This window comes from Roseovarius litoreus (assembly GCF_900142765.1).
Taxonomy (GTDB): Bacteria; Pseudomonadota; Alphaproteobacteria; order Rhodobacterales; family Rhodobacteraceae; genus Roseovarius; species Roseovarius litoreus.
Window position 1 is genome coordinate 35,842 of the sequence record NZ_FRCB01000006.1, and the last position, 25,454, is coordinate 61,295.

At 65.3% G+C, this 25,454-nt stretch carries 28 protein-coding genes and 1 tRNA gene; 18 read left to right on the forward strand and 11 right to left on the reverse strand.

Annotated features, from left to right (window positions below; translation table 11 throughout):
• Positions 1-83: 83 nt before the first annotated feature.
• Positions 84-1,043 (reverse strand): KpsF/GutQ family sugar-phosphate isomerase, encoded by a 960-nt coding sequence (locus F3H35_RS12310; protein WP_149779880.1) that lies wholly within the window; start codon positions 1,041-1,043, stop codon positions 84-86.
• 205 nt (positions 1,044-1,248) lie between these two features.
• On the opposite strand from F3H35_RS12310, the gene F3H35_RS12315 reads away from it, so the two are divergent.
• Positions 1,249-2,469 carry an MFS transporter gene (locus F3H35_RS12315; RefSeq protein WP_149779881.1) on the forward strand — a complete coding sequence of 407 codons (1,221 nt, stop codon included), beginning with the start codon at positions 1,249-1,251 and terminating at the stop codon, positions 2,467-2,469.
• A gap of 65 nt (positions 2,470-2,534) precedes the next feature.
• Here F3H35_RS12315 and trhO read toward each other — a convergent pair whose 3' ends face one another.
• Positions 2,535-3,449: an oxygen-dependent tRNA uridine(34) hydroxylase TrhO gene (trhO, locus tag F3H35_RS12320; protein ID WP_149779882.1), complete on the reverse strand. Its 915-nt coding sequence runs from the start codon at positions 3,447-3,449 to the stop codon at positions 2,535-2,537.
• 105 nt (positions 3,450-3,554) lie between these two features.
• Between trhO and pncA the strand changes: the two genes are divergently transcribed.
• From pncA to F3H35_RS12335, 3 genes are read left to right on the forward strand one after another with little or no spacing between them, the layout of a single operon-like run.
• Positions 3,555-4,151 carry a bifunctional nicotinamidase/pyrazinamidase gene (gene pncA / locus F3H35_RS12325; RefSeq protein ID WP_007813208.1) on the forward strand — a complete coding sequence of 199 codons (597 nt, stop codon included), beginning with the start codon at positions 3,555-3,557 and terminating at the stop codon, positions 4,149-4,151.
• A 3-nt stretch (positions 4,152-4,154) separates the two neighbouring features.
• Entirely contained in the window at positions 4,155-4,742 is a 588-nt protein-coding gene (locus F3H35_RS12330; protein ID WP_149779883.1) for a uracil-DNA glycosylase family protein, read from the forward strand.
• Positions 4,735-5,541 carry an SseB family protein gene (locus F3H35_RS12335; RefSeq protein WP_149779884.1) on the forward strand — a complete coding sequence of 269 codons (807 nt, stop codon included), beginning with the start codon at positions 4,735-4,737 and terminating at the stop codon, positions 5,539-5,541. Before F3H35_RS12330 ends, F3H35_RS12335 begins: the two co-directional genes overlap by 8 nt.
• 133 nt (positions 5,542-5,674) lie before the next feature.
• Here the strand turns inward: F3H35_RS12335 and F3H35_RS12340 are convergent, their stop codons facing one another.
• The 7 genes from F3H35_RS12340 to F3H35_RS12370 all read right to left on the reverse strand — a co-directional run bounded on the left by F3H35_RS12340 (position 5,675) and on the right by F3H35_RS12370 (position 12,458).
• Positions 5,675-6,613, reverse strand: a complete 939-nt coding sequence (locus F3H35_RS12340; RefSeq protein WP_149779885.1) for a 2-hydroxyacid dehydrogenase — start codon at positions 6,611-6,613, stop codon at positions 5,675-5,677.
• Positions 6,614-6,617: 4 nt separating this feature from the next.
• Positions 6,618-7,757, reverse strand: a complete 1,140-nt coding sequence (rodA, locus tag F3H35_RS12345) for a rod shape-determining protein RodA (protein ID WP_149779886.1) — start codon at positions 7,755-7,757, stop codon at positions 6,618-6,620.
• Entirely contained in the window at positions 7,754-9,697 is a 1,944-nt protein-coding gene (mrdA, locus tag F3H35_RS12350) for a penicillin-binding protein 2 (RefSeq protein WP_149779887.1), read from the reverse strand. Before mrdA ends, rodA begins: the two co-directional genes overlap by 4 nt.
• Positions 9,694-10,233, reverse strand: a complete 540-nt coding sequence (locus F3H35_RS12355; RefSeq protein ID WP_007813216.1) for a hypothetical protein — start codon at positions 10,231-10,233, stop codon at positions 9,694-9,696. Before F3H35_RS12355 ends, mrdA begins: the two co-directional genes overlap by 4 nt.
• Positions 10,226-11,167, reverse strand: a complete 942-nt coding sequence (mreC, locus tag F3H35_RS12360; RefSeq protein WP_149779888.1) for a rod shape-determining protein MreC — start codon at positions 11,165-11,167, stop codon at positions 10,226-10,228. Before mreC ends, F3H35_RS12355 begins: the two co-directional genes overlap by 8 nt.
• Positions 11,168-11,199: 32 nt before the next feature.
• The gene (locus F3H35_RS12365) at positions 11,200-12,246 is read right to left on the reverse strand and encodes a rod shape-determining protein (RefSeq protein ID WP_007813218.1); all 1,047 of its coding nucleotides are present in this window, start codon (positions 12,244-12,246) and stop codon (positions 11,200-11,202) included.
• Positions 12,247-12,383: 137 nt separating this feature from the next.
• Positions 12,384-12,458: transfer RNA gene (locus F3H35_RS12370), tRNA-Thr, on the reverse strand.
• Between the two features lie 86 nt (positions 12,459-12,544).
• On the opposite strand from F3H35_RS12370, the gene F3H35_RS18875 reads away from it, so the two are divergent.
• The 3 genes from F3H35_RS18875 to F3H35_RS12380 are packed head-to-tail and all read left to right on the forward strand — an operon-like array spanning position 12,545 to position 14,453.
• Positions 12,545-12,712, forward strand: a complete 168-nt coding sequence (locus F3H35_RS18875; RefSeq protein WP_188129959.1) for a hypothetical protein — start codon at positions 12,545-12,547, stop codon at positions 12,710-12,712.
• A gap of 5 nt (positions 12,713-12,717) precedes the next feature.
• Positions 12,718-13,986 (forward strand): UDP-N-acetylglucosamine 1-carboxyvinyltransferase, encoded by a 1,269-nt coding sequence (gene murA, locus F3H35_RS12375; protein WP_007813220.1) that lies wholly within the window; start codon positions 12,718-12,720, stop codon positions 13,984-13,986.
• Positions 13,983-14,453 (forward strand): DUF2948 family protein, encoded by a 471-nt coding sequence (locus F3H35_RS12380; RefSeq protein WP_149779889.1) that lies wholly within the window; start codon positions 13,983-13,985, stop codon positions 14,451-14,453. Before murA ends, F3H35_RS12380 begins: the two co-directional genes overlap by 4 nt.
• 5 nt (positions 14,454-14,458) lie before the next feature.
• On the opposite strand, the gene F3H35_RS12385 is transcribed toward F3H35_RS12380, so the two are convergent.
• Positions 14,459-14,857 (reverse strand): c-type cytochrome, encoded by a 399-nt coding sequence (locus F3H35_RS12385; protein ID WP_149779890.1) that lies wholly within the window; start codon positions 14,855-14,857, stop codon positions 14,459-14,461.
• Positions 14,858-15,042: 185 nt separating this feature from the next.
• Here F3H35_RS12385 and hisD point away from each other — a divergent pair, with 185 nt between their 5' ends.
• The 11 genes from hisD to F3H35_RS12440 all read left to right on the forward strand — a co-directional run bounded on the left by hisD (position 15,043) and on the right by F3H35_RS12440 (position 24,186).
• A complete protein-coding gene (gene hisD / locus F3H35_RS12390; RefSeq protein WP_149779891.1) occupies positions 15,043-16,347 on the forward strand; it encodes a histidinol dehydrogenase in 1,305 nt (434 codons plus the stop codon).
• 4 nt (positions 16,348-16,351) lie between these two features.
• Entirely contained in the window at positions 16,352-16,831 is a 480-nt protein-coding gene (locus F3H35_RS12395; protein ID WP_149779892.1) for a UPF0262 family protein, read from the forward strand.
• 6 nt (positions 16,832-16,837) lie between these two features.
• Positions 16,838-17,299 carry an arsenate-mycothiol transferase ArsC gene (locus F3H35_RS12400; protein WP_007813229.1) on the forward strand — a complete coding sequence of 154 codons (462 nt, stop codon included), beginning with the start codon at positions 16,838-16,840 and terminating at the stop codon, positions 17,297-17,299.
• On the forward strand, positions 17,296-17,691 hold the full coding sequence (locus F3H35_RS12405; protein WP_149779893.1) for a ketosteroid isomerase-related protein: 396 nt from the start codon (positions 17,296-17,298) through the stop codon (positions 17,689-17,691). Before F3H35_RS12400 ends, F3H35_RS12405 begins: the two co-directional genes overlap by 4 nt.
• Before the next feature lies 1 nt (position 17,692).
• Positions 17,693-18,277 (forward strand): GNAT family N-acetyltransferase, encoded by a 585-nt coding sequence (locus tag F3H35_RS12410; RefSeq protein ID WP_149779894.1) that lies wholly within the window; start codon positions 17,693-17,695, stop codon positions 18,275-18,277.
• Between the two features lie 304 nt (positions 18,278-18,581).
• Positions 18,582-19,460: a lipid A-modifier LpxR family protein gene (locus F3H35_RS12415; RefSeq protein WP_223228403.1), complete on the forward strand. Its 879-nt coding sequence runs from the start codon at positions 18,582-18,584 to the stop codon at positions 19,458-19,460.
• Positions 19,461-19,548: 88 nt separating this feature from the next.
• Positions 19,549-20,616, forward strand: coding sequence for a Hint domain-containing protein (locus F3H35_RS12420; RefSeq protein ID WP_149779896.1), 1,068 nt, complete (start codon positions 19,549-19,551; stop codon positions 20,614-20,616).
• Positions 20,617-20,791: 175 nt separating this feature from the next.
• Positions 20,792-21,412, forward strand: coding sequence for a 30S ribosomal protein S4 (gene rpsD, locus F3H35_RS12425; protein ID WP_007813240.1), 621 nt, complete (start codon positions 20,792-20,794; stop codon positions 21,410-21,412).
• Positions 21,413-21,546: 134 nt separating this feature from the next.
• On the forward strand, positions 21,547-22,629 hold the full coding sequence (gene hisC / locus F3H35_RS12430) for a histidinol-phosphate transaminase (protein ID WP_149779897.1): 1,083 nt from the start codon (positions 21,547-21,549) through the stop codon (positions 22,627-22,629).
• The gene (locus F3H35_RS12435) at positions 22,629-23,546 is read left to right on the forward strand and encodes a prephenate/arogenate dehydrogenase family protein (protein WP_149779898.1); all 918 of its coding nucleotides are present in this window, start codon (positions 22,629-22,631) and stop codon (positions 23,544-23,546) included. The genes hisC and F3H35_RS12435 overlap by 1 nt, the downstream gene beginning before the upstream one ends.
• 4 nt (positions 23,547-23,550) lie before the next feature.
• The gene (locus F3H35_RS12440; protein ID WP_149779899.1) at positions 23,551-24,186 is read left to right on the forward strand and encodes an extensin-like domain-containing protein; all 636 of its coding nucleotides are present in this window, start codon (positions 23,551-23,553) and stop codon (positions 24,184-24,186) included.
• Between the two features lie 173 nt (positions 24,187-24,359).
• Here the strand turns inward: F3H35_RS12440 and F3H35_RS12445 are convergent, their stop codons facing one another.
• Positions 24,360-25,370 (reverse strand): DUF2125 domain-containing protein, encoded by a 1,011-nt coding sequence (locus F3H35_RS12445; RefSeq protein ID WP_149779900.1) that lies wholly within the window; start codon positions 25,368-25,370, stop codon positions 24,360-24,362.
• Between the last annotated feature and the right edge of the window lie 84 nt (positions 25,371-25,454).

Here is a 25,454-nt window from a genome sequence, read left to right on the forward strand (position 1 = left end):
GTTTTCGCGCAACGCTTTAGCAAGTCGGGCGCGGGAACGCCACTGCCTTGATCATTGCGGGGGGCGATCACGAAGGGCCGCTTTCAGGCGACGCCGGCGCGCAGGGCGTCGTGGATATGGACGAGACCACGCAGCCTGCCCGCGTCATCCACGGCGAAGAGCGCGCTGATCTTGTTGGCGTTCATGACGCCGAGGGCTTCGGACAGGAGCGCGTCCGGCGAGATGGTGCGCGGGCCGCGGGTGGCCACCTCGCCGGCGGTGCGCTCCATCAGATTGGTCAGATTGCGGCGCAGGTCGCCATCGGTGATGACGCCGATCAGCCGATCCTCTTCGACCAGGGCTGCCACGCCGAAGCCCTTGGCGGTCATTTCCAGCAGCGTGTCGCCCATCGGCGTGCCGGCATGGACCACGGGCAGGTCCGCGCCGCTATGCATCACCGAGGAGACCTTGAGCAATTGCGCCCCCAGCGTGCCGCCGGGATGGAAGGCCAGAAAATTCTCACGCTCGAAGCCACGCAGATGCATCAGCGCCACGGCCAGCGCATCGCCAAGCGCCATGGTCAGCGTGGTCGAGGTGGTGGGGGCCATGCCGATGGCGCAGGCTTCGGGCGCGTCGGGCAGGGCGAGAAGATGATCGGACTGGGTGCCGAGCGTGCTGTCGGCGCGTTTGGTGATGCCGATCAGCGGTATGGAAAAGCGCCGGGTATGGGCGATGATGTCGGCCAGTTCGCGGGTTTCGCCGGAATTCGAGATCAGGATCACCGCGTCCTGAGCGGTGATCATTCCCAGATCGCCATGGCTGGCCTCGCCGGGATGGACATATTGCGCGGGCGATCCGGTGCTGGCCATTGTGGCGGCGATCTTGGCGGCCACATGCCCCGATTTGCCCATGCCCGACACGATCACCCGGCCGGGCACCGTCAGCAGCAGCTCGACCACCGCGTCGAAATCATGCGGCAGGGCATCCAGCAGGGTGCCCAGGGCGTCGCGCTCGATGGTGAGCACATCGCGGGCGATATCGGAGGGGCGGGGCGTGGATGTCATGGACGGGCTCCGGGCAGGGCTGTGTCAGCTGCGGTCATAGCGCGCGGGCGGATCGAGGCCAAGCCCTGCTCGAGATCGGGCATCGACGAGAGGGCGCGCGCCCAGTCCTGTGACCAGTCCTGTGACCGGGCCTGCAAATCGGGCCTGCAAATTGGGCCTGCAAATCGGGCTGGTGCATGGATGCGGGCCGCACTAACGTCGCGCCATGACGGATGCGGATATTCTCGACAGCCGCTATGCCTGGACAAGGCTGGCCATCTCCTTGGCGATCGCGACGATCGGCAATGTGGGCATGTGGGCGATCATCGTCATCATGCCCGCGGTGCAGGCCGAGTTCGCGATCGACCGGGCGGATGCCTCGTTGCCCTATACGCTGACCATGGTGGGATTCGCGTTGGGCAATCTGGTGATCGGGCGAATCGTGGACAGGTTCGGGATCACGCTGGCGCTGAGTGCGGCGGCGGTGCTGATCGCGGGCTCGACGGCGCTGGCGGCCCTTGCCCCGTCGGTTCTGATCCTGTCGGCGCTGCAATTCGTGATCGGCTTCGGCACGGCGGCGAGTTTCGGGCCGCTCATCGCGGATGTGTCGCTGTGGTTTCTCAAGCGCCGGGGGATCGCGGTGGCGATCACCGCCAGCGGCAATTACCTGTCGGGGGCGTTCTGGCCGGTGATCCTGTCGGGGGTGCTGGCCGAACAGGGCTGGCGCGCGGTCTACATGGTGCTGGCGGTGGTGACTGTCGCAACCGTTCTGCCGCTTGCGATGTTCCTGCGCCGTCGGGTGCCGATGGCTGCCACCGAGCGGGCCGATGCGGCCTCGAGCCTGCGGGCCAAGGCGGCGGGGTTTCCGCCGCGCACGCTGATGCTGATGCTGGGGCTCGCCGGTGTGGGATGCTGCGTGGCGATGTCGATGCCGCAGGTCCATATCGTGAGCCTGTGTGTCGATCTGGGCTATGGTCCGGCGGTGGGCGGGCAGATGCTGTCGCTGATGCTGCTGGGGGGCGTGGCCTCGCGGCTGGTGTCGGGGTTGCTGGCGGATCGGCTGGGCGGTGTGATGACGCTGCTGATCGGGTCGGCGCTGCAATGCCTGGCGCTGTTTTTGTACCTGCCCTCGGGGGGGCTTGTGTCGCTTTACATGGTGAGCCTGATCTTCGGTCTGGCGCAGGGCGGGATCGTGCCGAGCTATGCGCTCGTGGTGCGCGAATACATGCCCAGCCAGGAGGCCGGGCGGCGCGTGGGATTCGTCATCATGGCGACGATCCTCGGCATGGCGCTTGGCGGCTGGATGTCGGGCTGGATCTATGATGTGACGGGGGGCTATCACATGGCCTTCATCAACGGGATCGTGTGGAACGTGCTCAATATCGCGATCATGGTGCTGATCCTGATGCGCACCCGGCCGCGCAAGCCGGTGGCGATGGCGGCCTGAAACGGCGATGCGCGCCTGAAAATTCTGCGAATTTTCTGGTGTGTGATTTTTCTGCGAAAAATCTTTCAGCCTTCGTGGACGATCTTGATGTGGCGCTCGCCGCGCGCCTCGGCGAGGGCGATCTGTTTCTGGCGTTCACGGAACCGGGCCTTGTCATCGGCGCTGGTTTCATGGGCGCAGTGATGGCACGAGACACCGTGTTCATATTCGGGGCGTGTCCTGTCCTCGGGCAGGATCGGGCGGCGGCAGGCATAGCACAGCACATGCGGCCCCTCGCGCAGGCCATGCCCCACCGAGACACGCGCGTCGAACACGAAACAGTCGCCGCGCCATGTGCTGTCGGCCTCGGGCATCTCTTCGAGATATTTCAGGATGCCGCCCTTGAGGTGATACACCTCCTCGACGCCCTGACCGAGCAGGTAATTTGTTGATTTCTCGCAGCGGATGCCACCGGTGCAGAACATCGCGATGCGCTTGTTGTGAAAGCGGTGCTTGTTGGCCTCCCACCACGCCGGGAAATCGCGGAAGCTGGCGGTTTCGGGGTCGATCGCGCCGTCGAACGTGCCGATCGCCACCTCGTAATCGTTGCGCGTGTCGATCACCGCCACATCGGGGGCGCGGATCAGGTCGTTCCAGTCGGCGGGATCGACATAATGGCCGACGCGGGCGCGCGGGTCCACGTCGGGCTGGCCCATGGTCACGATCTCTTTCTTCAGGCGCACCTTGAGGCGGCGGAAGGGCTGATACGCGCTGGTGCTTTCCTTCCACTCCAGATCCGAGCAACCGGGCAGGGCGCGGATATGCGCGAGCACCGCGTCGATCCCCGAGCGCGGCCCGGCGATGGTGCCGTTGATGCCCTCCTGAGCCAGCAGGAGCGAGCCGGAGATCCCTTCGGCCTCGCACAGCTTCAGGAGCGGGGCCTGAAGGCTGGCCGGGTCGGGAAACCGTGTGAAATGATAGAGGGCGGCGATCGTGTACATGGCCGCGATGTACTAAGTGCCGCGGATTTCGGCAAGTGGACAAACCGGCGCCATTGACGCAGGCTGCGCATCTGACCACCTGTCGGCTGAAGGAGGACCGCCCCTATGACCCAAGCCCTGATCGTGATCGATATGCAGAACGATTTCTGTCCCGGCGGCGCGCTGGCGGTGCCCGGGGGGGACGATATCGTGGCGGGGATCAATGCGCTGATGGAGGCGTTCGGCGCGGTGATCCTGACGCAGGATTGGCACCCGGCGGGGCATTCGTCGTTCGCGTCGTCCCATCCGGGGCGCGCGCCGATGGAGATGGCCGAGATGGCTTATGGGCCACAGGTGTTGTGGCCGGATCATTGCGTGCAGGGCAGTGCGGGCGCTGCGTTTCACGCAGCCTTGGACACCACGCGCGCCGATCTGATCCTGCGCAAGGGGTTTCGAGCGGCGATCGACAGCTATTCGGCGTTTTTCGAGAATGACCGGCGCACGCCCACGGGCCTGCACGGCTATCTGCAGGAGCGCGGCATTTCGGAGCTGACCCTGGTGGGGCTGGCCACGGATTTCTGCGTCAGTTACTCGGCGCTGGATGCGGCAAGGCTGGGCTATGACGTGCTGGTGCGCGAGGGGCTGTGCCGGGCGATCGATCATGACGGCTCGCTCGAGGCGGCGGTGGATGCGATGAAGGATGCGGGGGTCAGGATCAGCTGAGCCATGCCGGACCTGATCGCGGATATCGAGGGCTGTCGTCTGTGTGCCGAGCGCTTTGCGAGGACCGAGACGGGCCATGCGCCGCGCCCGGTGGTGTGGTTTCGGCCCGGCGCGCGGCTGTTGATCGCGGGACAGGCGCCGGGGGCGCGGGTGCATGCTTCGGGGGTGCCGTTCGACGATCCGTCGGGCGACCGGCTGCGCGACTGGCTGGGTCTCGAGCGGGCGGAGTTCTACGACCGGGACCGGGTGGCGATCGTACCGATGGCGTTCTGCTTTCCGGGTTATGACGCCAAGGGCGCCGATCTGGCGCCGCCCGCGATCTGCGGGCGCACATGGCACGCGCAGGTGATGGAGCGGCTGGCCCGTGTCAGGCTGTCGGTGATCGTGGGCGGCTATGCGCAGCGCTATCACATGGGGGTGACGGGCAATGTGACCGAGACCGTCGCCGCCTGGCGGGACCACGCGCCGCGCGTCTTTCCCTTGCCGCACCCGTCGTGGCGCAATACGGCTTGGCTGAAGCGCAACCCGTGGTTCGAGGCGGAGCTTTTGCCGGTGTTGCGCGCGCAGGTGCGGGAGGTTCTGGATGACTGACATGACGATGCTCGATCTTGCCCATGCGGCGATGGAGGCCGCGCAGGACGACGGCCAGGCGCGTCTGAGATTTTACGAGGCACTGGCGGCGAGCGAGCTTTTCGTGCTGCTGGAGGAGGCCGAGGCCGACCCCGGAACGGGCGACGACAGCGTGGTGCCGCGCAGTTTCGAGGTGGAGGGGCATGCTTTCGTGCTGGCCTTCGACCGCGAGGACAGGTTGGCGGATTTCGCCGGGGGGCCGGCGCCCTATGCGGCGATGACGGGTCGGGCGGTGGCCGAGGCGCTGACCGAGGGCGGGCTTGGACTGGGCGTCAATCTGGAGGTGGCGCCATCGTCCATCCTGCTGCCGCCCGATGCGGTCGCATGGCTGGCGGGGATCGTGTCGGAGCGGCCCGTGGAGCTGCAGGCGCGCGCCAGATCGTTTCGCCCGCCCGCGGGATTGCCGGAACGGCTGTTGACGGGGCTCGATGCGCGGCTGGCCAGCGCCGGGGGGCTGGCCGATCTGGCTTACCTCGTGGCGGTGGATTACGACACGGGCGCCACGGGGCACATGCTGGGGATCATCGACGCGCTGCCCGGAGCCGAGGATGCGCTGGCGCGGGCGGTGTCGGAAGTGCTGAGCTTTTCGGGGCTGGAGGCGGCGGCGCTGGATGTGGCGTTCTTTCGCGCCACGGACCCGGCGGCGGCGCGGCTGGCACGGGTCGGGCTGCGCTTCGATCTGCCCAGGCCCGAGATCTCGCAGGTCCGGCCCGGCGCCGGGCCGGGCCGGGACCCCGACAGGCCGCCCCGTCTGAGGTAAAGCGTTTCAGGTTTTGTCTTTGCCTTGACGAGCGAAGGCCGGGGGACGCTGTCCCCCGGACCCCCTGGGATATTTATGGCCAGAAGAAACCCTGGATTGCGCCCGAGGACGCGCCGTGGCGCGGCCGGGATGGTCAGTAGCCCAAGGCGCGATCCACCAGATGCAGGAAGGGCTCGCCCGCTTCGCCGCGGCGGATGTTCTCGACGATGACGCGGGCCGCCGAGGCGGGCCGGGTCGTCGAGGCGATATGCGGCGTGACGGTGACGCGGGGATGCGCCCAGTAGGGATGGTCCGCCGGCAGGGGTTCGGTGCGGAACGTATCCAGCGTGGCATGGGCGACATGGCCCGTATCGAGGGCTGCGAGAAGTGCTGCGTCATCGATGAGCGTGCCGCGCCCGGGGTTGAGGATCATGGCGCCGGGCGCCATGAGCGAGAGGGTTTCGGCGTTGAGGATGGACTCGGTCTGTGGCGTGCGGGGGAGCAGCAGGATGACGATTTGCGCGGTCGAGAGGGCCGTGCGAAGGCCCGCATCGCCCGACAGGCAGGTGATGCCCTCGATGGATTTCTGCGACCGGCTCCAGCCGGTGACGGGAAAGCCGAGGGTGCAGAGCGCCTGGGCGCAGGCCGAGCCGAGCGCGCCGAGGCCGAGGATCGTCACGGGCCGGTCGCAGGCCAGGGGCGGCACGTCGTCGTTGCGCCAGATCCCGTCCTGGTGGAGCACATGCAGATCGGTGTTCAGATGGTGGCGCAGGGTGTGGCCGGTCACCCATTCGACCATGCCGCGGGTCAGCCCGTCATCGACCATCCGCGCGAGCGGCTGGGTCAGGGTGGGATTGGTCACGATATCCTCGACCCCGGCCCAGAGGTTCAGCACGGCCTTGGTGCGGGTGTAAGGCGTGAAATCGCGAAGGTCGGAATTGGGGGCGTAGACGATGTAATCCACCTCGGCGGCGGGCAGCTGCGTGGAGAGGATCGCGTCCCCAAGGCCCGCGTCGGACAGGGCGCGGCGCAAGGGCTGTTCGTAATCGTCCCAGCGCTCCGAAGCGGCTGCGAAGAGGATGTTGAGGGTCATTGCATTACCTTGGTTTGTGGATATGGGCGCTTTGCACGAGGCCGAAGGCGATCATCAGCACCAGCATCGCCGATCCGCCATAGCTGACCAGGGGCAGGGGCACGCCGACGACGGGCGCGAGCCCCATGACCATCGACATGTTGACGGCGAAGAACAGGAAGAACGTGACCGCGACCCCGAGGGTCAGAAGCGAGGAAAAGCGATCGCGGTTGGACAGGGCCGTGGCGATGCAGAACACCAGGATCAGCGTGTAGAGCCCCAGAAGGGAGATGCCGCCGATGAAGCCGAATTCCTCGGCCAGGGTGGTGAAGATGAAATCGGTATGTTTCTCGGGCAGGAAGTTCAGGCGCGACTGAGTGCCTTGCATGAAGCCGCGCCCCGTCCAGCCGCCCGAGCCGAGGGCGATCTTGGACTGGGTGATGTGATAGCCCGCGCCCAGCGGATCGGAGGAGGGATCGAGAAACGTGTCGATGCGGCGATACTGGTAATCGGCCAGCATCTGCCAGTCGGTGCCGCGGCTCTGGAACACGGCGGCGATCAGCGAGATCCCCAGCGCCACCACCACGGCGAAATAGGCCCAGTGGACGCCGGCCACGAACATCAACATGCCCCCGGCCGCGAGCAGCAGGATCGAGGTGCCCAGATCGGGCTGGCGCAACACCAGCGCCACCGGCAGAAGGATCAGCCCTACCGGCGCCAGCACCCACAAGGGGCGCGACACACGGCTCATCGGCAGCCAGTCGTAATAGGTGGCCAGCATCATTACGAGCGTGATCTTCATCAGCTCGGAGGGTTGCAGCCGCATGAAGCCCAGATCGATCCAGCGCTGCGCGCCCATGCCGACGGTGCCGAAGAACTCGACCGCGATCAGCAGCACCAGCGACACGCCATAGGCCAGCACGGCCATGTTGCGCCAGAACCAGATCGGCACCATGGCCACGACCAGCATCACCGAAAGGCCCAGCGCGTAGCGTTTCATCTGCGGCTCGAGCCAGGGGCGGAAAGAGCCGCCGGCCACCGAGTAGAGCATCAGGAAGCCGACACCCGCCACGGCGGTCAGAAGGATCACAAGGGGCCAGTTGAGATAGAGGATCTTGCGCAGGCCCGTGGGCGTCGTCTTGACGGTGTATTCAAGATAGCTCATGCGCGGTCGCTCCCGTCGCGGGAGGGATCCGGGCGGGCGCGGCGCAGCTCTTCCTGCTGGGTCTCGATGCGGGCGCGATCCTTGGCGGGATAGGCGGCAAGCGGCGGGTCTTCGCCATAGAGCGCCTGCAGGGTGATGTCGCGCGCGATGGGTGCGGCCGCGGTCGAGCCGCCGCCGCCATGCTCGACCACCACCGCCACCGCGATCCGGGGCGCGTCATAGGGCGCGTAATTCACGTAAAGCGCGTGGTCGCGGCGTTCCCAGGGCAGGTCGGCATTGCGGGTCACGCCGCGCGCGCGTTCGGCGGCGGTGATGTTGCGCACCTGGCTGGTGCCGGTCTTGCCGGCCATGCGGAAGGCGTCTTCGATGATGCGGCTGGAATAGGCGGTGCCACGACGATGGTTGGACACGTCGAACATCGCCTTGCGCACCTCGCGCAGGATGTTTTCGTTCAGGCCCAGATCTTCGGGCGGGCGGATCGGTTGTTCGACCCCGTCGATGGATTTGACGAGTCGGGGCATGACGGCGCGATTGGTGGCGAGCCGGGCCGTCATCACCGCCAGTTGCAGCGGGGTGGACAGAACGAAGCCCTGACCGATCGCGGCGTTGACGCTGTCGCCGATCACCCAGTCCTCGCCACGGTTGGCGCGCTTCCAGTCGCGGTCGGGCATGAGGCCGGCGGCGACCGAGGTGAGCGGCAGGTCGAACTGCTCTCCGAGGCCAAGGCGGCGGGCCATGGCGCTTATCTTTTCGATCCCGGTGCGCAGGGCGACATCGTAGTAATAGACATCGCAGCTTTCGACCAGTGATCCGTGCATGTCCATGTTGCCATGGCCCGAGCGTTTCCAGCAGTGAAAGCGGCGGCCACTGACCTCGAGATGACCGGGGCAGTAGACGGTTTCGTTGAGATCGACCTGCCCGTCTTCGAGTGCGGCGAGCGCGGTGACCATCTTGAAGGTCGAGCCGGGGGGATACATCCCCTGCACCGCCTTGTTGGGCAGGGGGCGATACTTGTTGTCCAGAAGCGCCTGGTAATCGGCGACCGAGATGCCGCGCACGAAGAGGTTGGGATCGAAGCTGGGTGCCGAGGCGCAGGCCAGCAGATCGCCGGTTTCGCAATCCATCACCACGGCGGCGGCGCTTTCGCCATAAAGGCGGGCATGGATATAGGATTGCAGGTCGTTGTCTATGGTGATCTGGACATCGGCGCCGGCCTCGCCCTCGACCCGGTCCAGTTCGCGCATGACCCGGCCCGAGGCGTTCACCTCGACCCGCTTTGTGCCGGCCTTGCCACGCAGAAGGTCTTCTTGGCGGGCTTCGAGGCCGATCTTGCCGATCTGGAAGCGCGGGATCAGCAGCAGTTGGTCGGGCGCGTCGATCCGTTCCAGATCGCGTTCGCTGACCGGCCCGACATAGCCCACGACATGGGCATAATCGGGCCCCTGGGGATAGCGCCGCGAGAGGCCCACTTCGGGGGTCACGCCCGGCAGGGCGGGGGTGTTGACGGCGACGCGGCTTATGTCTTCCCATGTCACGCGGTCGGCGATGGTGACGGGCGTGTCGCCACGCAGCTCGTTCAGGGCGCGGCGGGCGCGCTCGAGTTCGGCGGGGTCCAGTTCGACCAGTCTGGCCAGCCGGGAAATCACCTCGTCGACATCGCCGGCCTCTTCGCGGACCATGGTGATGCGGTAGCTGGGCACGTTTTCCGCCACGATGGCGCCGTCGCGATCGAAGATCCGGCCCCGCGCCGGGGGAATGAGGCGGATATTGATGCGGTTTTCATCGGCCAGAAGGCGGAATTGATCGGCCTGTTCGACCTGCATGAAGCGCATCCGAAGCGCCAGCAGGCCGACGAAGCCGGCCATCGCGCCGCCCACGATCAGGCCGCGCCGGGTGATCCGGCGCTGGCTTTCGGCGTTATCCTTGGGAGGGCGTCTCATGCGCGGCTCTCGAATGCGTCGATATCGCCGGGGGCGATCTTGCGGACCCCGAAGGCGGTGTGAGAGATCAGCGCGACCACGGGATAGACCATGAGCGTCAGGACCAGCTGCATCAGGCTGAGGCCGAGCGGCGCCTGATCCACCATCAGGATCGCAAGGATGATGCGGTAGCCAAGCGTCATGGCGACCAGCGTCGTGGCGACGCTGACCCATTCCACCGCGAAGGTCAGATCGCGCAGGCCCGGTTCACGGGCGCGCAGGGTCTGACTGCCGAGCAGGACCAGCGCCGCCCAGAGGCCCGGCGGGCGCTGAAACAGCAGATCGGTCAGCAAAAACAGTCCGGCGATCAGCAGGGGCGGCACGAAATCAGGGCGCCTGAGCACCCATGCGAAGGTCAGGGCGAGCATGACATCCGGCCCGGCCCAGCCCCGCGGCAGGAGTTGCAGCGGCAAGAGGTGCAGGAAGATCAGCAGCAGGCAGAGCACCCCGAAGAGCATGCGCATGGCCCAGCGGCTTTGGTGTCTGCGCTCAGCCATTGCCGGCCTCCACAGGCGTCGGGGCGGCGTCGGGCGCGGCTTCGGGATCGGGGCCGCCCGAGCTTTCGGGCAGGCTTGCCGGCGCGATCAGGCGGCCCGGATCGCCGATGGTTTCGGTGCCGTAGCTGCGCAGCACGCGCAGAAACTCGAGCCGTTCGTAATCGGCGGCAAGTCGTGCGCGCATCCGGCCACCGGGATCCTGCGCCAGTTGCCCGACCAGCAGACCGGCGGGGAACACCCCGCCATCGCCCGAGGTGAGTATGCGGTCGCCGGGGCGCACCTGATCGGGGGTTTCGATGAAATCGACATAGGGCGCTGCGCTGTTGTCGCCGATCAGCAGGGCGCGTTGGCCCGAGGGCTGCACCGTCACGGGGATGCGGCTGGAGGTGTCGGTCAGCAACACCACCCGGGCGGTCCTGTCGCCCACGCCCGAGATGCGCCCCACGAGGCCCAGCCCGTCCATCGCGGCCCAGCCATCGACGATGCCATCGCGCCCGCCGACATTCAGCAGCACCGATTGCCGGAAGGGCGAGCCGCTATCGGCCATCACGACGCCGGTGACATAGGTCAGGCGCGGATCGAGCTGCACGTTGTTGAGGTCCAGAAGGCGGGCGTTTTCCTGTTCGAGTTGCAGAGCGGCCTCTCTCCAGGCTTTCATCTGCTGCAATTCGCGGCGCAATTCCTGGTTCTGGCGATAGATGCGCTGATAACTCTGGAAGTCGCGCAGGATGTTGACCGTCGCGGTCACCGGGGCCATGGCCCAGTCGAAGCTGGGCACGACCGTGTCGATCACCTGAGCGCGGAACCGTTCGACCCGGGGGCTGTCGATGCGCCACAGAAGGAACAGGGCGATCAGGCACAACAAAATAACACCGATCAGCAGACGCTTGAGCGGTCCGGTGTAGTCGTCAGCCTTTGCGCGGTCCCTTGCCAACGGTGCCCCCTTCCATGCAAAGGTTGGGTGCTTCAGCTGTCGTAGTCAATCGCGTGGCGCAATTGCTTTTCGAACTCGAGCGCCTTGCCGGTGCCGAGGGCCACACAGTTGAGGCTGTCATCGGCGATCGAAACGGCAAGGCCGGTCTGTTCGCGCAGCGCCAGATCCAGATCCCCCAGAAGCGCGCCGCCCCCGGTGAGCATGACGCCGCGATCGACGATATCGGCGGCCAGATCGGGCGGGGTGGCTTCGAGCGCGGTCATCACCGCCTCGCAGATCGCCTGCACGGGTTCGGCCAGCGCCTCGGCCACCTGGGCCTGGCTGATCTCGGTTTCCTTGGGCACGCCGTTCAACAGATCGCGGCCCCGGATCTTCATCGAGGTGCCGCGCCCGTCATCGGGCATCCGCGCCGTGCCGATCGAGGTCTTGATCCGTTCCGCAGTGGATTCGCCCACCAGAAGGTTCTGCTGCCGGCGCAGATAGCTGATGATCGCCTCGTCCATACGGTCACCGCCGACACGCACCGAGCGCGCATAGACGATATCCCCAAGCGACAGGACCGCCACTTCGGTGGTGCCGCCGCCGATATCGACCACCATCGAGCCGGTGGGATCGGTGATCGGCATGCCGGCGCCGATGGCGGCGGCGATGGGTTCGGCGATCAGGCCGGCGCGGCGCGCGCCTGCCGACAGGACCGACTGGCGGATCGCCCGTTTTTCCACAGGTGTGGCGCCATGCGGCACACAGACGATGATCTTGGGCTTGGAAAAGGTCGAGCGCTTGTGAACCTTGCGGATGAAGTGCTTGATCATCGCTTCGGCGGTGTCGAAATCGGCGATCACCCCTTCGCGCATCGGGCGGATCGCCTCGATCGAGCCGGGGGTCCGGCCCAGCATCAGCTTGGCGTCTTCGCCGACGGCGAGCACCTTCTTGACGCCGTCCTTGACGTGGTAGGCGACCACCGAGGGTTCCGACAGGATGATGCCGCGCCCCTTGACGTAGACCAGCGTATTCGCGGTGCCCAGGTCGATTGCCATGTCCGATGAGAAGAGACCGGGGATGTTTCGGAATATTGCCATATGGGTCAGCGTCCTGTCGTCAATAGTTAAAGGCCCACGACTCGGATGGTCGGGGCCACATGCTGTTATAGAGGGCCACCGCACCCGGTGAAAGGGGGTGTTTCCCGGCCATCAGCGCCAAACTGCCGTAGGGGAGGTGGTGCTGCTGGGGAGGATTGAACTCCCGACCTCACCCTTACCAAGGGTGCGCTCTACCACTGAGCTACAGCAGCAACGTGTGGCGCGGTGCTTAGACCCTAATTCCAAATGGTGCAAGCCCAATCTGGACGCTTTTTGAGCCCTGCTGTAGAGAGGGAGAATGAACCCGAAAGACCCCATAAAAAAGGCCGCGACCGCGGCGCAAAGCCGGGAAGACCGTTTGAAATCGGCCTTGAAGGCCAATCTTGCGCGACGTAAGGCGCAGGCACGCGCCCGATCCGGTGACGAGGCGGCGGACAGGCCAGAGGCCCCCGAGGACAAGGACTAGAGCAGATGGATTCGATTATCGTCACGGGCAATGGTCCGTTGAAGGGCCAGATCCCGATCGCCGGCGCAAAGAACGCGTGTCTTACACTGATGCCCGCCACGCTTCTGAGCGAAGAACCGCTGACCCTGACCAATGCGCCGCGGCTGAGCGACATCAAGACCATGTCGCTGCTGCTGCAATCGCTTGGCGCCGAGGTGACGCAATTGCAGGGCGGGCAGGTTCTGGTGATGTCGAGCCATGCGCTGGACAATCACGTGGCCGATTACGAGATCGTCCGCAAGATGCGCGCCTCGATCCTCGTGCTGGGGCCGATGCTGGCGCGCGATGGTCATGCGGTGGTGTCGCTGCCGGGCGGGTGCGCCATCGGCGCGCGGCCCGTCGATTTGCATTTGCGCGCGCTCGAGGCGATGGGCGCGCAGCTTGAGCTGAAGGAAGGCTATGTGCATGCCCGCGCGCCCGGAGGGTTGAAAGGTGGCATCGTGGAGTTTCCGCTGGTGTCGGTGGGGGCCACGGAAAACGCGCTCATGGCGGCGACGCTGGCCAAGGGAACGACCGTTCTGAAGAATGCCGCGCGCGAACCCGAAATCGTCGATCTGGCCGTCTGCCTGCGGCGCATGGGCGCGCAGATCGAAGGCGAGGGCACCGGCACGATCACCATCGAGGGCGTTGACCGGCTCAACGGGGCGACCCATCCGGTTGTCGCCGACCGCATCGAGTTGGGCACATATATGCTGGCCCCCGCGATCTGCGGTGGCGAGGTCGAGTGTCTTGGCGGGCGCATGGATCTGGTGGGGGCGTTCTGCGAAAAGCTGCACGAGGCCGGGATCGATGTGACCGAAACCGAAAAGGGCCTGCTGGTGACGCGCGGCGATGGGCGGGTGAAGGCGGTCGATGTGGTCACCGAGCCTTTCCCCGGCTTTCCCACCGATCTGCAGGCGCAGATGATGGCGCTGATGTGCACAGCCGAGGGCACCAGCGTTCTGGAAGAGCGGATCTTCGAGAACCGCTTCATGCATGCGCCCGAACTGATGCGGATGGGAGCTCGCATCGACGTGCAGGGCGGCGTTGCGCGGGTGACCGGGGTGGAGCGCCTGAAGGGCGCGCCGGTGATGGCCACCGATCTGCGTGCCAGTGTCTCGCTGATTCTGGCCGGACTGGCCGCCGAGGGCGAGACGATCGTCAATCGGGTCTACCACCTCGATCGGGGATATGAGAGGGTCGAGGAGAAGCTTGGCAATGTGGGCGCCCATATAGAGCGGGTATCGGGGCAATGACACGAGACGCCACATTCGAAGAGGGCCGCGAGGCGCCGCTGAACCTTGGCGCGCTCGATCCGGACGATCTGCAGGTGATGTCGTCGCTTGCGCAGGATGCGATCTTTCCGATCACCGAGATGACGTGGCGCCCGGCCGAGCGGCGCTTTGCGCTGCTGCTGAACCGGTTTCGCTGGGAAGACGAGGGGCGGCGGCGGCACGATCCCGAACGGGTGCAGTCGGTTCTGGTGATCGACAATGTTCTGAAGGTGGCGAGCCAAGGCATCGACCGGGACGACCGCGACACCATCCTGTCCCTGCTGTCGGTCACCTTCGAGCCGGGCGAGGAAGGCGCGGGGCATGTGCTGCTGACACTGGCGGGCGATGGTGCGATCCGGCTTGAGATCGAGGCGCTCGAGGTCACGCTGAAAGACGTGACGCGGCCCTATCGCGCGCCATCGCGCAAGGTGCCGCGCCACGAGCCGTGACGGCGTTATTGCTGGATCGATTCCAGATAGAGCGCCAGCGACAGGATACGCCCGCGCACCATCACTTCGCGGCCATAGGGTCCGGCATCTACCATATCCGCCTGGAACCGCTTGCCCCAGACCGGCATGGGATAGCCGTGGCCCTTGATGCCCTGTCGTCCGTCGATCGTCTGGATCACGGTCAGCATCGGGAATTCCCCGTCATTCTGTGCGCTGAGATTGGTCAGCGGCGGCACGGTCACCGTCATCAGATCGGCCAGCGGCCCGTTGCCGTCGGCGGCTTCGCCGTGGCATGAGGCACAACTGCTCATGTATTCTTCCTTGCCGGTCTCGTCCGCTATTGCGGCCCCCGCCAGTGTGAGGGCTGCCAGAATTCCCAGTCCGTGTTGCTTTGCAAAAAACATCCTTATCTCCCTTGGTTCAGGTCGCGCGCTTTGCTGATGCGTCTGCCGGTGCCATCTTTGCATCCGTTGGCGTTCATGCTTTGACGGGCGTCAATGGTGCGTTGTTTTGATTGTGCGGGGTGGGCCATGTGGCTTGTGAAGCGCCCCACTTCGTTCTAAGGGTTCGGCCTGCAAGGAGACGAGAAATGCCCGTTTTTCTGGATGCCGACAGCCCGGATTTCGATGCGCGCTTTGCAGCCCTGCTGGGGGCCAAGCGCGAAGAGTCAGCCGATGTGGATGACACGGTGGCCGCGATCATCGCGGATGTGCGCGCGCGCGGCGACGCGGCTTTGATCGAGTTGACGGCGAAATTCGACCGGTTGGACCTGACACCGGAGACCCTTCGGTTCTCGACCGAAGAAATCGATGCGCTGATCGCCGATGTGCCGCGCCATGAGCGCGAGGCGCTGCAGGTGGCGGCGGACCGGATCCGCGCCTATCACGAACGGCAATTGCCGCAGGATGCCAGCTGGACCGATGAGGCCGGCGCGACGCTTGGCTGGCGCTGGACGCCGGTGTCGGCGGCGGGGCTTTATGTGCCGGGGGGGCTTGCGTCCTATCCGTCTTCGGTCCTGATGAACGCGGTTCCCGCCAAGGTGGCGGGCGTCGGGCGGTTGGCCATCACGGTGCCCACGCCCGATGGGCAGGTCAATCCGCTGGTCCTGCTGGCGGCGCGCATCTCGGGGGTGGACGAGATTTACCGGATCGGCGGCGCGCAGGCGATTGCGGCGCTGGCCTATGGCACCGAGACCATCGCGCCGGTGGACAAGATCACCGGGCCGGGCAATGCCTATGTGGCGGCGGCCAAGCGGCGGGTGTTCGGGCGTGTGGGCATCGACATGATCGCGGGACCTTCGGAGATTCTGGTGATCGCGGATCGCGACAACAACCCCGACTGGATCGCGCTGGACCTGCTGAGCCAGGCGGAGCATGACGAAAGCGCGCAGTCGATCCTGATTACCGACGATCCGGCGATGGCCAAGGCCGTGGAGGCCGCGATCACGCGCTATCTGCATACGCTGGAACGGCGCGAGATCGCCGGGGCAAGCTGGCGCGACAATGGCGCGATCATCACCGTGCCTGACATGGAGCGCGCCGCAGAGCTGGCCAACCGCATCGCGCCGGAACACCTGGAATTATGCGTGGCCGATGCCGAAGGTCTGGCCGACAAGATCCCCCATGCCGGGGCGATTTTCCTTGGCGCATGGACCCCCGAGGCGATCGGCGATTACGTGGGCGGGCCGAACCATGTGCTGCCCACGGCGCGTTCGGCGCGGTTTTCGTCGGGTCTGAGCGTGATGGATTTCGTGAAGCGGACCACAATGGCCCGCATGACGCCTGCGGCCTTGCGCGCCATCGGTCCCGCGGCCGAGACGCTGGCCATTTCCGAAAGCCTCGAGGCGCATGGACTGTCGGTCACTGCGCGCCTCAACCATCTGAACGAGCACTGAGACCATGTCGCGTATCTGTCATATAGAGTTGGACGACGCCAACCTGCCGCCCCCCACGCCCGAAATCGAACAGGAACGTAAGGTCGCCATGTTCGACCTGATCGAGGAAAACTCGTTCGCGCTGCCCAAGCGAGATGACCGGGTGACGCCGGATGGGCCTTACCGGGTTGGTTTGTCGATCCGCGACAAGCGGCTGGTGTTCGACATCCGCACCGAGGACGATCAGCCGGCGGCGGAGTTCCATCTGTCGCTCAGCCCGTTCCGGCAGGTGGTCAAGGATTACTGGCAGATCTGCGAAAGCTATTTCGACGCGGTCAAGAACCTGCCGCCCGCCCAGATCGAGACGATCGACATGGCCCGGCGCGGCATCCACAACGAGGGTGCGCGCATTCTGGAAGAGCGGCTGGACGGCAAGGCGGATGTGGACACCGATACGGCGCGGCGGCTTTTCACGCTGATTTGCGTCCTGCATTTCGGGGGCTGAGAGAGCATGGCCGAAGAGCTTCCACAATCGGTGCTCTTTTGCTGCGACCATAATGCCGTTCGGTCGCCGATGGCCGAAGGCATCATGAAAAAGTTCTATGGGTCAGATACTTACGTCCAGTCCGCCGGCGTCAAGGGCGATATGGAAATCGACGGTTTCTCGATCGCGGTCTGCAAGGAGATCGGGGTCGAGCTGGCCCGGCACCGCACGCGCAGTTTCGACGAGATGGAGCAATGGGGCGATGACCTGTCGTCTTTCGATCTGATCGTCGCGCTCAGCCCGGCCAGCCAGCGCAGGGCGCTGGAGCTGACGCGGGTGTTTCATCTGGATGTGCTCTATTGGCCGATCATGGACCCGACAGGGCTTGGCGAGACGCGCGAGGCCAAGATGGACGCCTATCGGCAGACCCGCGACCAGATCATCTCTCACCTCAAGGACCGGTGGGGCGAACCGAGGGAAATCGAATGAATTCAACAGTCAAAGCCTATTTCGAGGCCTTTGGGCGCGGCGATGTCGAGGGGATGCTGGCCTGTCTGGACGAGGATGTGGCGCATCATGTCAATGAAGGGCAGGTGCGGCGTGGCAAGGCGGCGTTCCGGGCGTTCTGCGAGCATATGAACCGCTGCTATCGCGAGGAGCTGACCGATATGGTCATTTTCGAGGCCGAAGGCGGGACGCGCGCGGCGGCGGAATTCATCGTCAACGGCACCTATCTGCAGACCGATGAGGGGCTGCCAGAGGCCAGCGGGCAAACCTACCGTTTGCCGGCCGGATCGTTTTTTTCTTTGGAAAACGGGAAGATAACTCGCGTCGTGACCTATTACAACCTGGCGGACTGGATCCGGCAGGTGGGGGGCTGAGGTGATCCGCGTCGCGCGGCTGACCGGAGACGATCTGGCGCGGGCGCTGGAGGATGTCGCGAGGCTGAGGATCGAGGTGTTTCGGGCCTGGCCTTATCTCTATGACGGGGACGCGGCCTATGAGGCGCGGTACCTGCAGACCTACAGGGATAGCGAGGCCGCCATTCTGGTGGGTGCCTTCGATGGGGACCGGCTGGTGGGGGCGTCGACGGGGACGCCGATGGAGGATCACGCGCAGGATTTCGCGGCGGCCTTTGAGGGGCAAGGTATTGATCTGAAAGAGGTTTTCTATTGCGCCGAAAGCGTTCTTCTGCCGGGATATCGCGGGCAGGGGATCGGGCACGCGTTTTTCGACGCGCGCGAGGATCATGCGCGTGCGATGGAGCGGCGCTATGCGGCGTTCTGCAGTGTCGTAAGGCCCGCTGATCACCCGCTCAAACCCGAGGAATATCAACCGCTTGACCCGTTCTGGCGCAAGCGGGGATATGCGCCTCTGGAGGGGGTGGTGGCCCGGTTCGGCTGGAAGGATATCGACCAGCCGGGCGAAACTGAACATGCGCTGCAATTCTGGTTGCGGGAGCTGTGAGGGGCGAATCACCCTTAACCTTCTGAAAAATGGCAAAAAACCGCTTCGGTATCACGTCGGTATCACGTCGGTATCGCGTCGGTGCGGGATCGGTGCATCGCGCCTGTGAACAGGGCGTGCGTTGCGCCGCCCGCTCAGCCTGCGGCAGAATCGCCACATCCTGTCGATCACCTGCGAAAAAGGGATCACCGGCGGGGAAATTCCCTGCTAAAAGAAACGCGTCCGGGGGGGCGACAGGTAAAGGGAACTTGGGATGCGCCCCGTCTATGCTTTCTTGACAATGTGTCTTCTTTGCGGGGCCATCATGGCGCCGGCTGCGGCGGATGCGAATGGCTACGACCGTTTGGGCCATGGCCGTCTTTTGACCAACGACCTGTTCGGCGATGGCAATGATCGCTGGCGCACCGGATCGGTGGCGGCGAGCTATGTCTGGAGCCGTGACTGGCAGGGCCGGGCGCCCGAGCGCGCCGGCGACCTTCTGGAACTGCGCCTGAACGCCGAGATCATCGCGCCCGAGGATCTGCGCCGGCCCGCGGCGGGCGACCGCCCGCTGGCCAATGCGCTGTCCTTCGGCCTGCACACGCATTTCAACGCCGGACAGACCGAGGTCGCGCTGGGCGGTGATCTGGTGGTGACCGGATCGCAGACGGGTCTGACGGATATTCAGCGGACGGTTCATAACGTGGTCGATGGCACCGATCCATCGTTGCAGGTGCGCCGCGCCCAGATCGGCAACGAGGTCTTTCCAACCGCCGTGGCCGAGATCGGGCGCGAATACCGCATGGGCGGGCCGGTGCGCATCCGGCCCTTCATCGAGGGGCGCGTCGGCGCCGAGACCTTGCTGAGAGTGGGCGCCGACATGGTGATCGGGTCGCTGGGCGAAGGGGGCCTTATGGTGCGCGATCCGGTGTCGGGGCAACGCTATCGCACGATACCGGGCGAGGGGCTGGGCCTGTCGTTCATTCTGGGCGCCGATATCGCGCATGTGGAGCATAGCGAATTCCTGCCAAAGAGCCGGGGGTATCAGCTGACCGATGCGCGCACGAGGGTCAGGGCCGGGGCGCATTGGCAGGGTGAGGGGGGCACAGAGCTGTTCTATGGTCTGACCTGGCTGGACAAGGAATTCAAAGCGCAGCGCGAGAACCAATTTGTTGGTTCTGTGCGACTGGGAATAAAATTCTGATTGTTTAGGGGTTTACAGGCTTTGCAGAGTGTGGGCCGTCTGTTATATCTTTAGATAATAAAAAAACTAAAGGCAGGTTATACAGGCAATGAATACGTGCTTTCGTGGCGCGTTTGTCATCTCCTGGTCGCAGACGGAAGTGGACGGTTTGAACGCCGCTCCCTTACACACGCTTAGCGTCGGGGCCGCATGGTCCTGGAGCGGTGATGTCGTGAGGGTGGATGGACCGAGCGAAATACTGCGGCTTGAAGGGGCAAACGGAGAGATCGACTGTCGCAAACGGGCTGCGCGGCTGGTGCGGCGCTTGGTGGGCGCGGTCAAGACCAATACCAGAAATCTGAACGAGGTTACCGTAGACGACCCGCTGATCGATTGCGGCTTCGTGGTGAGTGATGGCGCGCAGAGTTACACGGTCACGGTGATCGAGATCGGAGGCGGCACGCCGCCCTTGCTGATGTTCGTGGATCGTATCCCGCCCGCGCATACCGAGATGTGGGTGGTGCATCACACCATGGAGCGGATGGATCATCTGTCGGGTACGGGCCCGGAAACCGGAGGCGTGATCTGTTTCACCCCCGGCACGCGGATCGAGACGCCCGAGGGGCCGAGGCTGGTGGAAGAGCTGCGCGAAGGCGACATGGTGCAGACCAAGGACGATGGCGCGCAGCCGATCGAATGGGTTGGCTGCCGCCGGATGAGCGGTGCGCGCCTGTTCGCGATGCCGCATCTGCGCCCGATCCGCATCAGCGCGGGCGCGCTGGGCATCGACCGGCCGCAGAGAGAATTGCTGGTGTCGCCGGGGCACCGGATGCTGGTCAAGGGCCGGGTGGCGCAGGCGCTGTTCAATACTTCGGAGGTGCTGGTCGCGGCGCGCGATCTGGTCAATAACCGGACGGTGGTGGTGGATGTCATGGCGCGCGAGGTGACGTATATTCACCTGTTGTTGCCGCGTCATCAGGTCCTGTGGGCCAATGGCGTCGAGACCGAAAGTTTCCATCCCGCAGGCACGGCCCTGTCCACGTTGAGCGAGAGGGACCGCAAGCGCCTGCTGGAGCGCGAGCCCGATCTGCAAGACCGGCCCGAGAGCTATGGCCGGTTTGCGCGGCGCTGCCTGAGCACCTCGGAGGCGGCGATCCTGATGCACGAGGCGGCCTGAACCGGGCCGCCCCGAGATCAGCTGGCATGGCGGGTTGACTCTGGACCCGACGGGCGTATAAGCGCGCTTTCATTGGTGTTGGTGGCCCCCGCAAGGGGATGCCTGTCGGCCGCCCGGATCTGATCCGCAACGCAGAGGACAACGCCCTTCTGAACCACATAGAAGGAGATCAGCCGTGACCAAACGCACGTCTGCCAAGTACAAGATCGACCGCCGCATGGGCGAAAACATCTGGGGTCGCCCCAAATCGCCCGTCAACCGCCGCGAATACGGCCCCGGCCAGCACGGCCAGCGCCGCAAGGGCAAGATTTCGGATTTCGGCCTGCAGCTGCGCGCCAAGCAGAAGCTCAAGGGCTATTATGGCGACCTGACCGAAAAGCAGTTCCGCCGCATCTTCCGCGATGCCGAGCGTCAGCGCGGTGACACGGGTGAGCTTCTGGTGGGTCTGCTGGAGCGTCGTCTGGACGCCGTGGTCTATCGCGCCAAGTTCGTGCCGACCATGTTCGCCGCCCGCCAGTTCGTGAACCATGGCCATGTCCGCGTGAATGGCCGCAAGGTCAACATCCCTTCCTACCGCGTGCAGGAAGGCGACGTGATCGAGGTGCGCAACCGCTCCAAGCAGCTGGCCGTGCTTCTCGAGGCGGTGCAGCTGGCCGAGCGTGACGTGCCCGATTATCTCGAGGTGGATCACTCCAAGATGGTTGCGACATTCGTGCGCACCCCCGGTCTGGCCGATGTGCCCTATCCGGTGATCATGGAACCGAACCTCGTCATCGAATTCTACGCGCAGAACTAAAGCGTCGCAGATATCTTTCTGAGGGCCGCGACGGGGAACCGCCGCGGCCTTTTTCTTTGCCACGGGATCGGGCTTTTCCGGCTGGTCAAGTCACAGGGGCAAGGCTAGAACACCGAGGGCAAGGAGAACCGATCATGACGAAGATCACGCCGCAGCCGGGCATCATGGATATCGAGCTCTACCAGGGGGGCGCAAGCCACGTGGAGGGGCTGACCAATGTGGTCAAGCTGAGTTCGAACGAAAACCCTTTCGGCCCGAGCGAGGCCGCAAAGGAGGCGTTTCGCAAGGCGGCGTTCGATCTGCATCGCTATCCCTCGACCGATCACGCGTCGCTGCGAGAGGCGATCGGCCAGGTGCACGGCGTGGACCCCGCGCGGGTGATCTGTGGTGTGGGCAGTGACGAGATCATCGCCTTTCTGTGTCAGGCCTATGCCGGGCCGGGCGATGAGGTGATCCATACCGAACACGGGTTTGCGCTCTACAAGATCGGGGCGATGGCCAATGGCGCCACCCCCGTCGAGGTGCGCGAGCGTGAGCGGGTGACCGATGTGGACGCGATTCTCGCCGCCTGCACCGAGCGGACCCGGCTGGTTTTCGTCGCCAACCCCAACAACCCCACCGGCACGATGATCGGCGAGGGCGAGCTGACCCGGCTTGCTGACGGCCTGCCGCCGCAGACCCTGCTGGTGATCGACGGCGCCTATGCCGAATATGTCGAAGGCTATGACGGCGGCGCGGGCCTTGTGGACCGGCGCGACAATGTCGTGATGACGCGCACCTTCTCGAAGCTTTACGGTCTGGGCGGTCTGCGGGTCGGCTGGGGCTATGGTCCGGGCCATGTGATCGACGTGCTCAACCGTATCCGCGGCCCGTTCAATCTCAGCCAGGCGGCGCTTGTCACCGCCGAGGCCGCGGTGCGCGACACCGCCTGGGCCGAGAAATGCCGCAACGACAACACCCGCATGCGTGCCTGGCTTGCCGAAGCGCTGGCCGGGCATGGCGTGGCCTCGGATACGTCGATGGCCAATTTCATCCTCGCCCGCTTTCCAAGCCGCGCCGATGCCGAGGCCTGCGACGAGTATCTGAAATCCGAGGGGCTGATCGTGCGGCGGGTGGCGGGCTACAAGCTGCCCAACTGCCTGCGCATCACCGTGGGCGACGAGCCAAGCTGCCGCCGGGTGGCCCATGCGGTGGGGCAGTTCATGGGGGATGAGTGATGGCGCCGGTCTATGACAGGGTCGCGCTGATCGGTCTGGGGCTGATCGCCTCGTCGATGTTCTGGGCGATGAAACGCGGCGGCCTTGCCGGCGAGGTGACGGGCTATGCCCGCTCCTCGGAGACCCGCGCCACCGCGCGCGAGATCGGGCTGTGCGACCGGGTCTGCGACAGTGCTGCCGAGGCGGTCGAAGGCGCCGATCTGGTGGTGCTCTGCGTGCCGGTGGGCGCCATGGGCGCTGTCGCCGCCGAGATCGCCCCGGCGCTCAAGCCCGGGGCCACGGTCAGCGATGTCGGCTCGGTCAAGAAGGCGGTGATCGAGGCGGTGGCGCCGCATCTGCCGCAAGGCGTGCATTTCGTCCCCGCCCATCCGCTGGCCGGGACCGAACATTCCGGCCCGCGCTCGGGCTTTGCCGAATTGTTCGACAACCGCTGGTGCCTGATCGTGCCCGATACCGGCAGCGACCCCGACGCGGTGGCCCGCGTCGCCCGGCTTTGGCAGGGGATGGGCGCGCAGACCGACGAGATGGATGCCGAGCATCACGATCTGGTGCTGGCCGTCACCAGCCATGCGCCACACCTGATTGCCTATACGATGGTCGGCGTGGCCGATGACCTGCGCCGCGTCACCGACAGCGAGGTGATCAAGTATTCCGCCGCGGGTTTCCGTGATTTCACCCGGATCGCGGCCAGCGACCCGACCATGTGGCGCGATGTCTTCCTGAACAACAAGGAGGCGACGCTGGAAATCCTCGGACGCTTCACCGAAGAGCTGTTTGCGCTGCAACGCGCGATCCGCACCGGTGACGGCGATCACCTCTTCGCGTATTTTACCCGCACCCGCGCCATCCGGCGCGGCATCATCGAGGCCGGTCAGGACACCGATGCCCCGGATTTCGGACGAGTAAAAAAGGGGTAACCCCATGCGTAAAGCCTTGTTTTTCCCGCTCATTCTGATGGGCTGCTCTCTGCTGCCCGGTGGTGGTGGCGGCCGCGGCGGTGACGAGCCGGTGACTTCCACGCGCGGATCGGTCTGCGGCAATCCCGCGATCAAGGGCGAAGTCGTGGGCAGCTATCCCGATACCACGCAGGCAAGTTCAGGCGGCTGCGGGGTCTCGAGTGCGGTGCGCGTGCGCTCGGTCGGCGGGATCACGCTCAGCCAGGGGTCGATCATGAATTGCCAGACAGCGCGCACCCTCAACGACTGGGTCGCGCGCGACATGACGCCCACGGTGGGCAATATGGGCGGCGGCGCCACCGGCATCCGGGTGGCTGCGCATTACGCCTGCCGGACGCGCAACCATCAGCCTGGCGGGCGCCTGTCGGAACATGCCAAGGGCCGCGCCATCGACATCGCTGCGATCCAACTGGCCGATGGATCGGAAATCTCGGTGCTCGAGGATTGGGACAAGGGCCGCAAGGGGCGCGTGCTGCGCAAGCTGCACCGCTCGGCCTGTGGCCCCTTCGGCACGGTGCTTGGCCCCGAATCCGATCGCCACCACCGCGATCATTTTCATTTCGACACCGCCGATCACGGATACGGCCCCTATTGCCGGTGACCTGTCGTAACTCGACCGGTGGGATTTGGATACTTAAAGCCAGAAGAAACGCAGTTTTGTTCTTTTGCCTGCACCGGCGGCGGCTTCTTCTGGCCCCAAGTATCCCGGGGGCACGTTGAAATCCCCAAGGATTTCAACGTCGGGGGCAGGGCCCCCGTCTTTGGGAGGGCGGCTTACCGCAGGCGCAACACCGGGGCAGGGCCGATCGGCACGGGGCCAAGCAGCATGCGCCCGTTGCGGAATCCAAGCGGAATATCCAGCGTGTTGGGATTGCCCGACAGCTGCGACAGCAGCGACAGACCATCTTCGAGCGCCCCGGCCAGACCCGGTGAAATCGCGCCCGCCGCGACCGAAACCTGAAGGATTTCACGCCAGTTGCGGGCCTTGATGGTGATCTCGCCGGTGGGCAGGCCCTGGGCATCGACGCTGAGCTCGCCGGCGGCCTGAAGCTCCAGCCGGCCCCAACGGGCCTCGGCCAGTTTCAGGGTGATCTGCCGGGGTTGCGGGCGGGCGACCTCGATGGCGCTGCGATCCCATGGTTTGTCGAACTCGACCGTCATGTCGGCGCTGACCGCATCGAAACTTTCGGGCAGCGAGCCGTCGGGATCGACCGTTCTGCGCCATGGCAGCGACGGGACCAGACCCTCGGCGGCCAGACCAAGGCGGTAGGTGGCGGCGTTCTGTATCGGCACATGCTCGGCCGCGAGACGCAGCGCCTGTATCCTGGTCTGGCCTTCGCCCGCGAGCGCGCGGATCACCAGCGTCTCGGCGGTCAGCGCCGTGCGGTCGATCTGCAACTGGGCGTCGGGGGCGAGCACCAGGCTCGCGCGCATGTCGGAACTTTCGATCTCGTATTTCTCGAGCGGGGTGGCGAGGCGCTGGCTGTTCGGCCAGACGGCGATGACGTGATTGGGCCGGTAGCTGAGGGCGTTGATCTGGAAGCGCGGCGCGCTCCAGGCGAGCCCGGTGTCGGGATCGGCGAGGTCAAGATCGTCGATCACCGTGTCGATCCGGTTGGGAAAGCCCTGAACGCCGAGCGCGCCGTAATCGGCCACCCAGCCTTCGGCGCGACGCGCGTCGAACCAGTCCTCGAAGCCCTGCTGAAGGCTGGAGGATATGATGAACCAATAGCCCGACCACGCCAATGCCGCGACCATCATAAGACCGATAAGACCTCTGAGCATTCCTGCCTCTTTCATGCTGTCTGCGCATGGTGTTTAAAGCGTTTCGCGGAAAACCTGAATCACAGATTTTCGCGAAATGCAGTG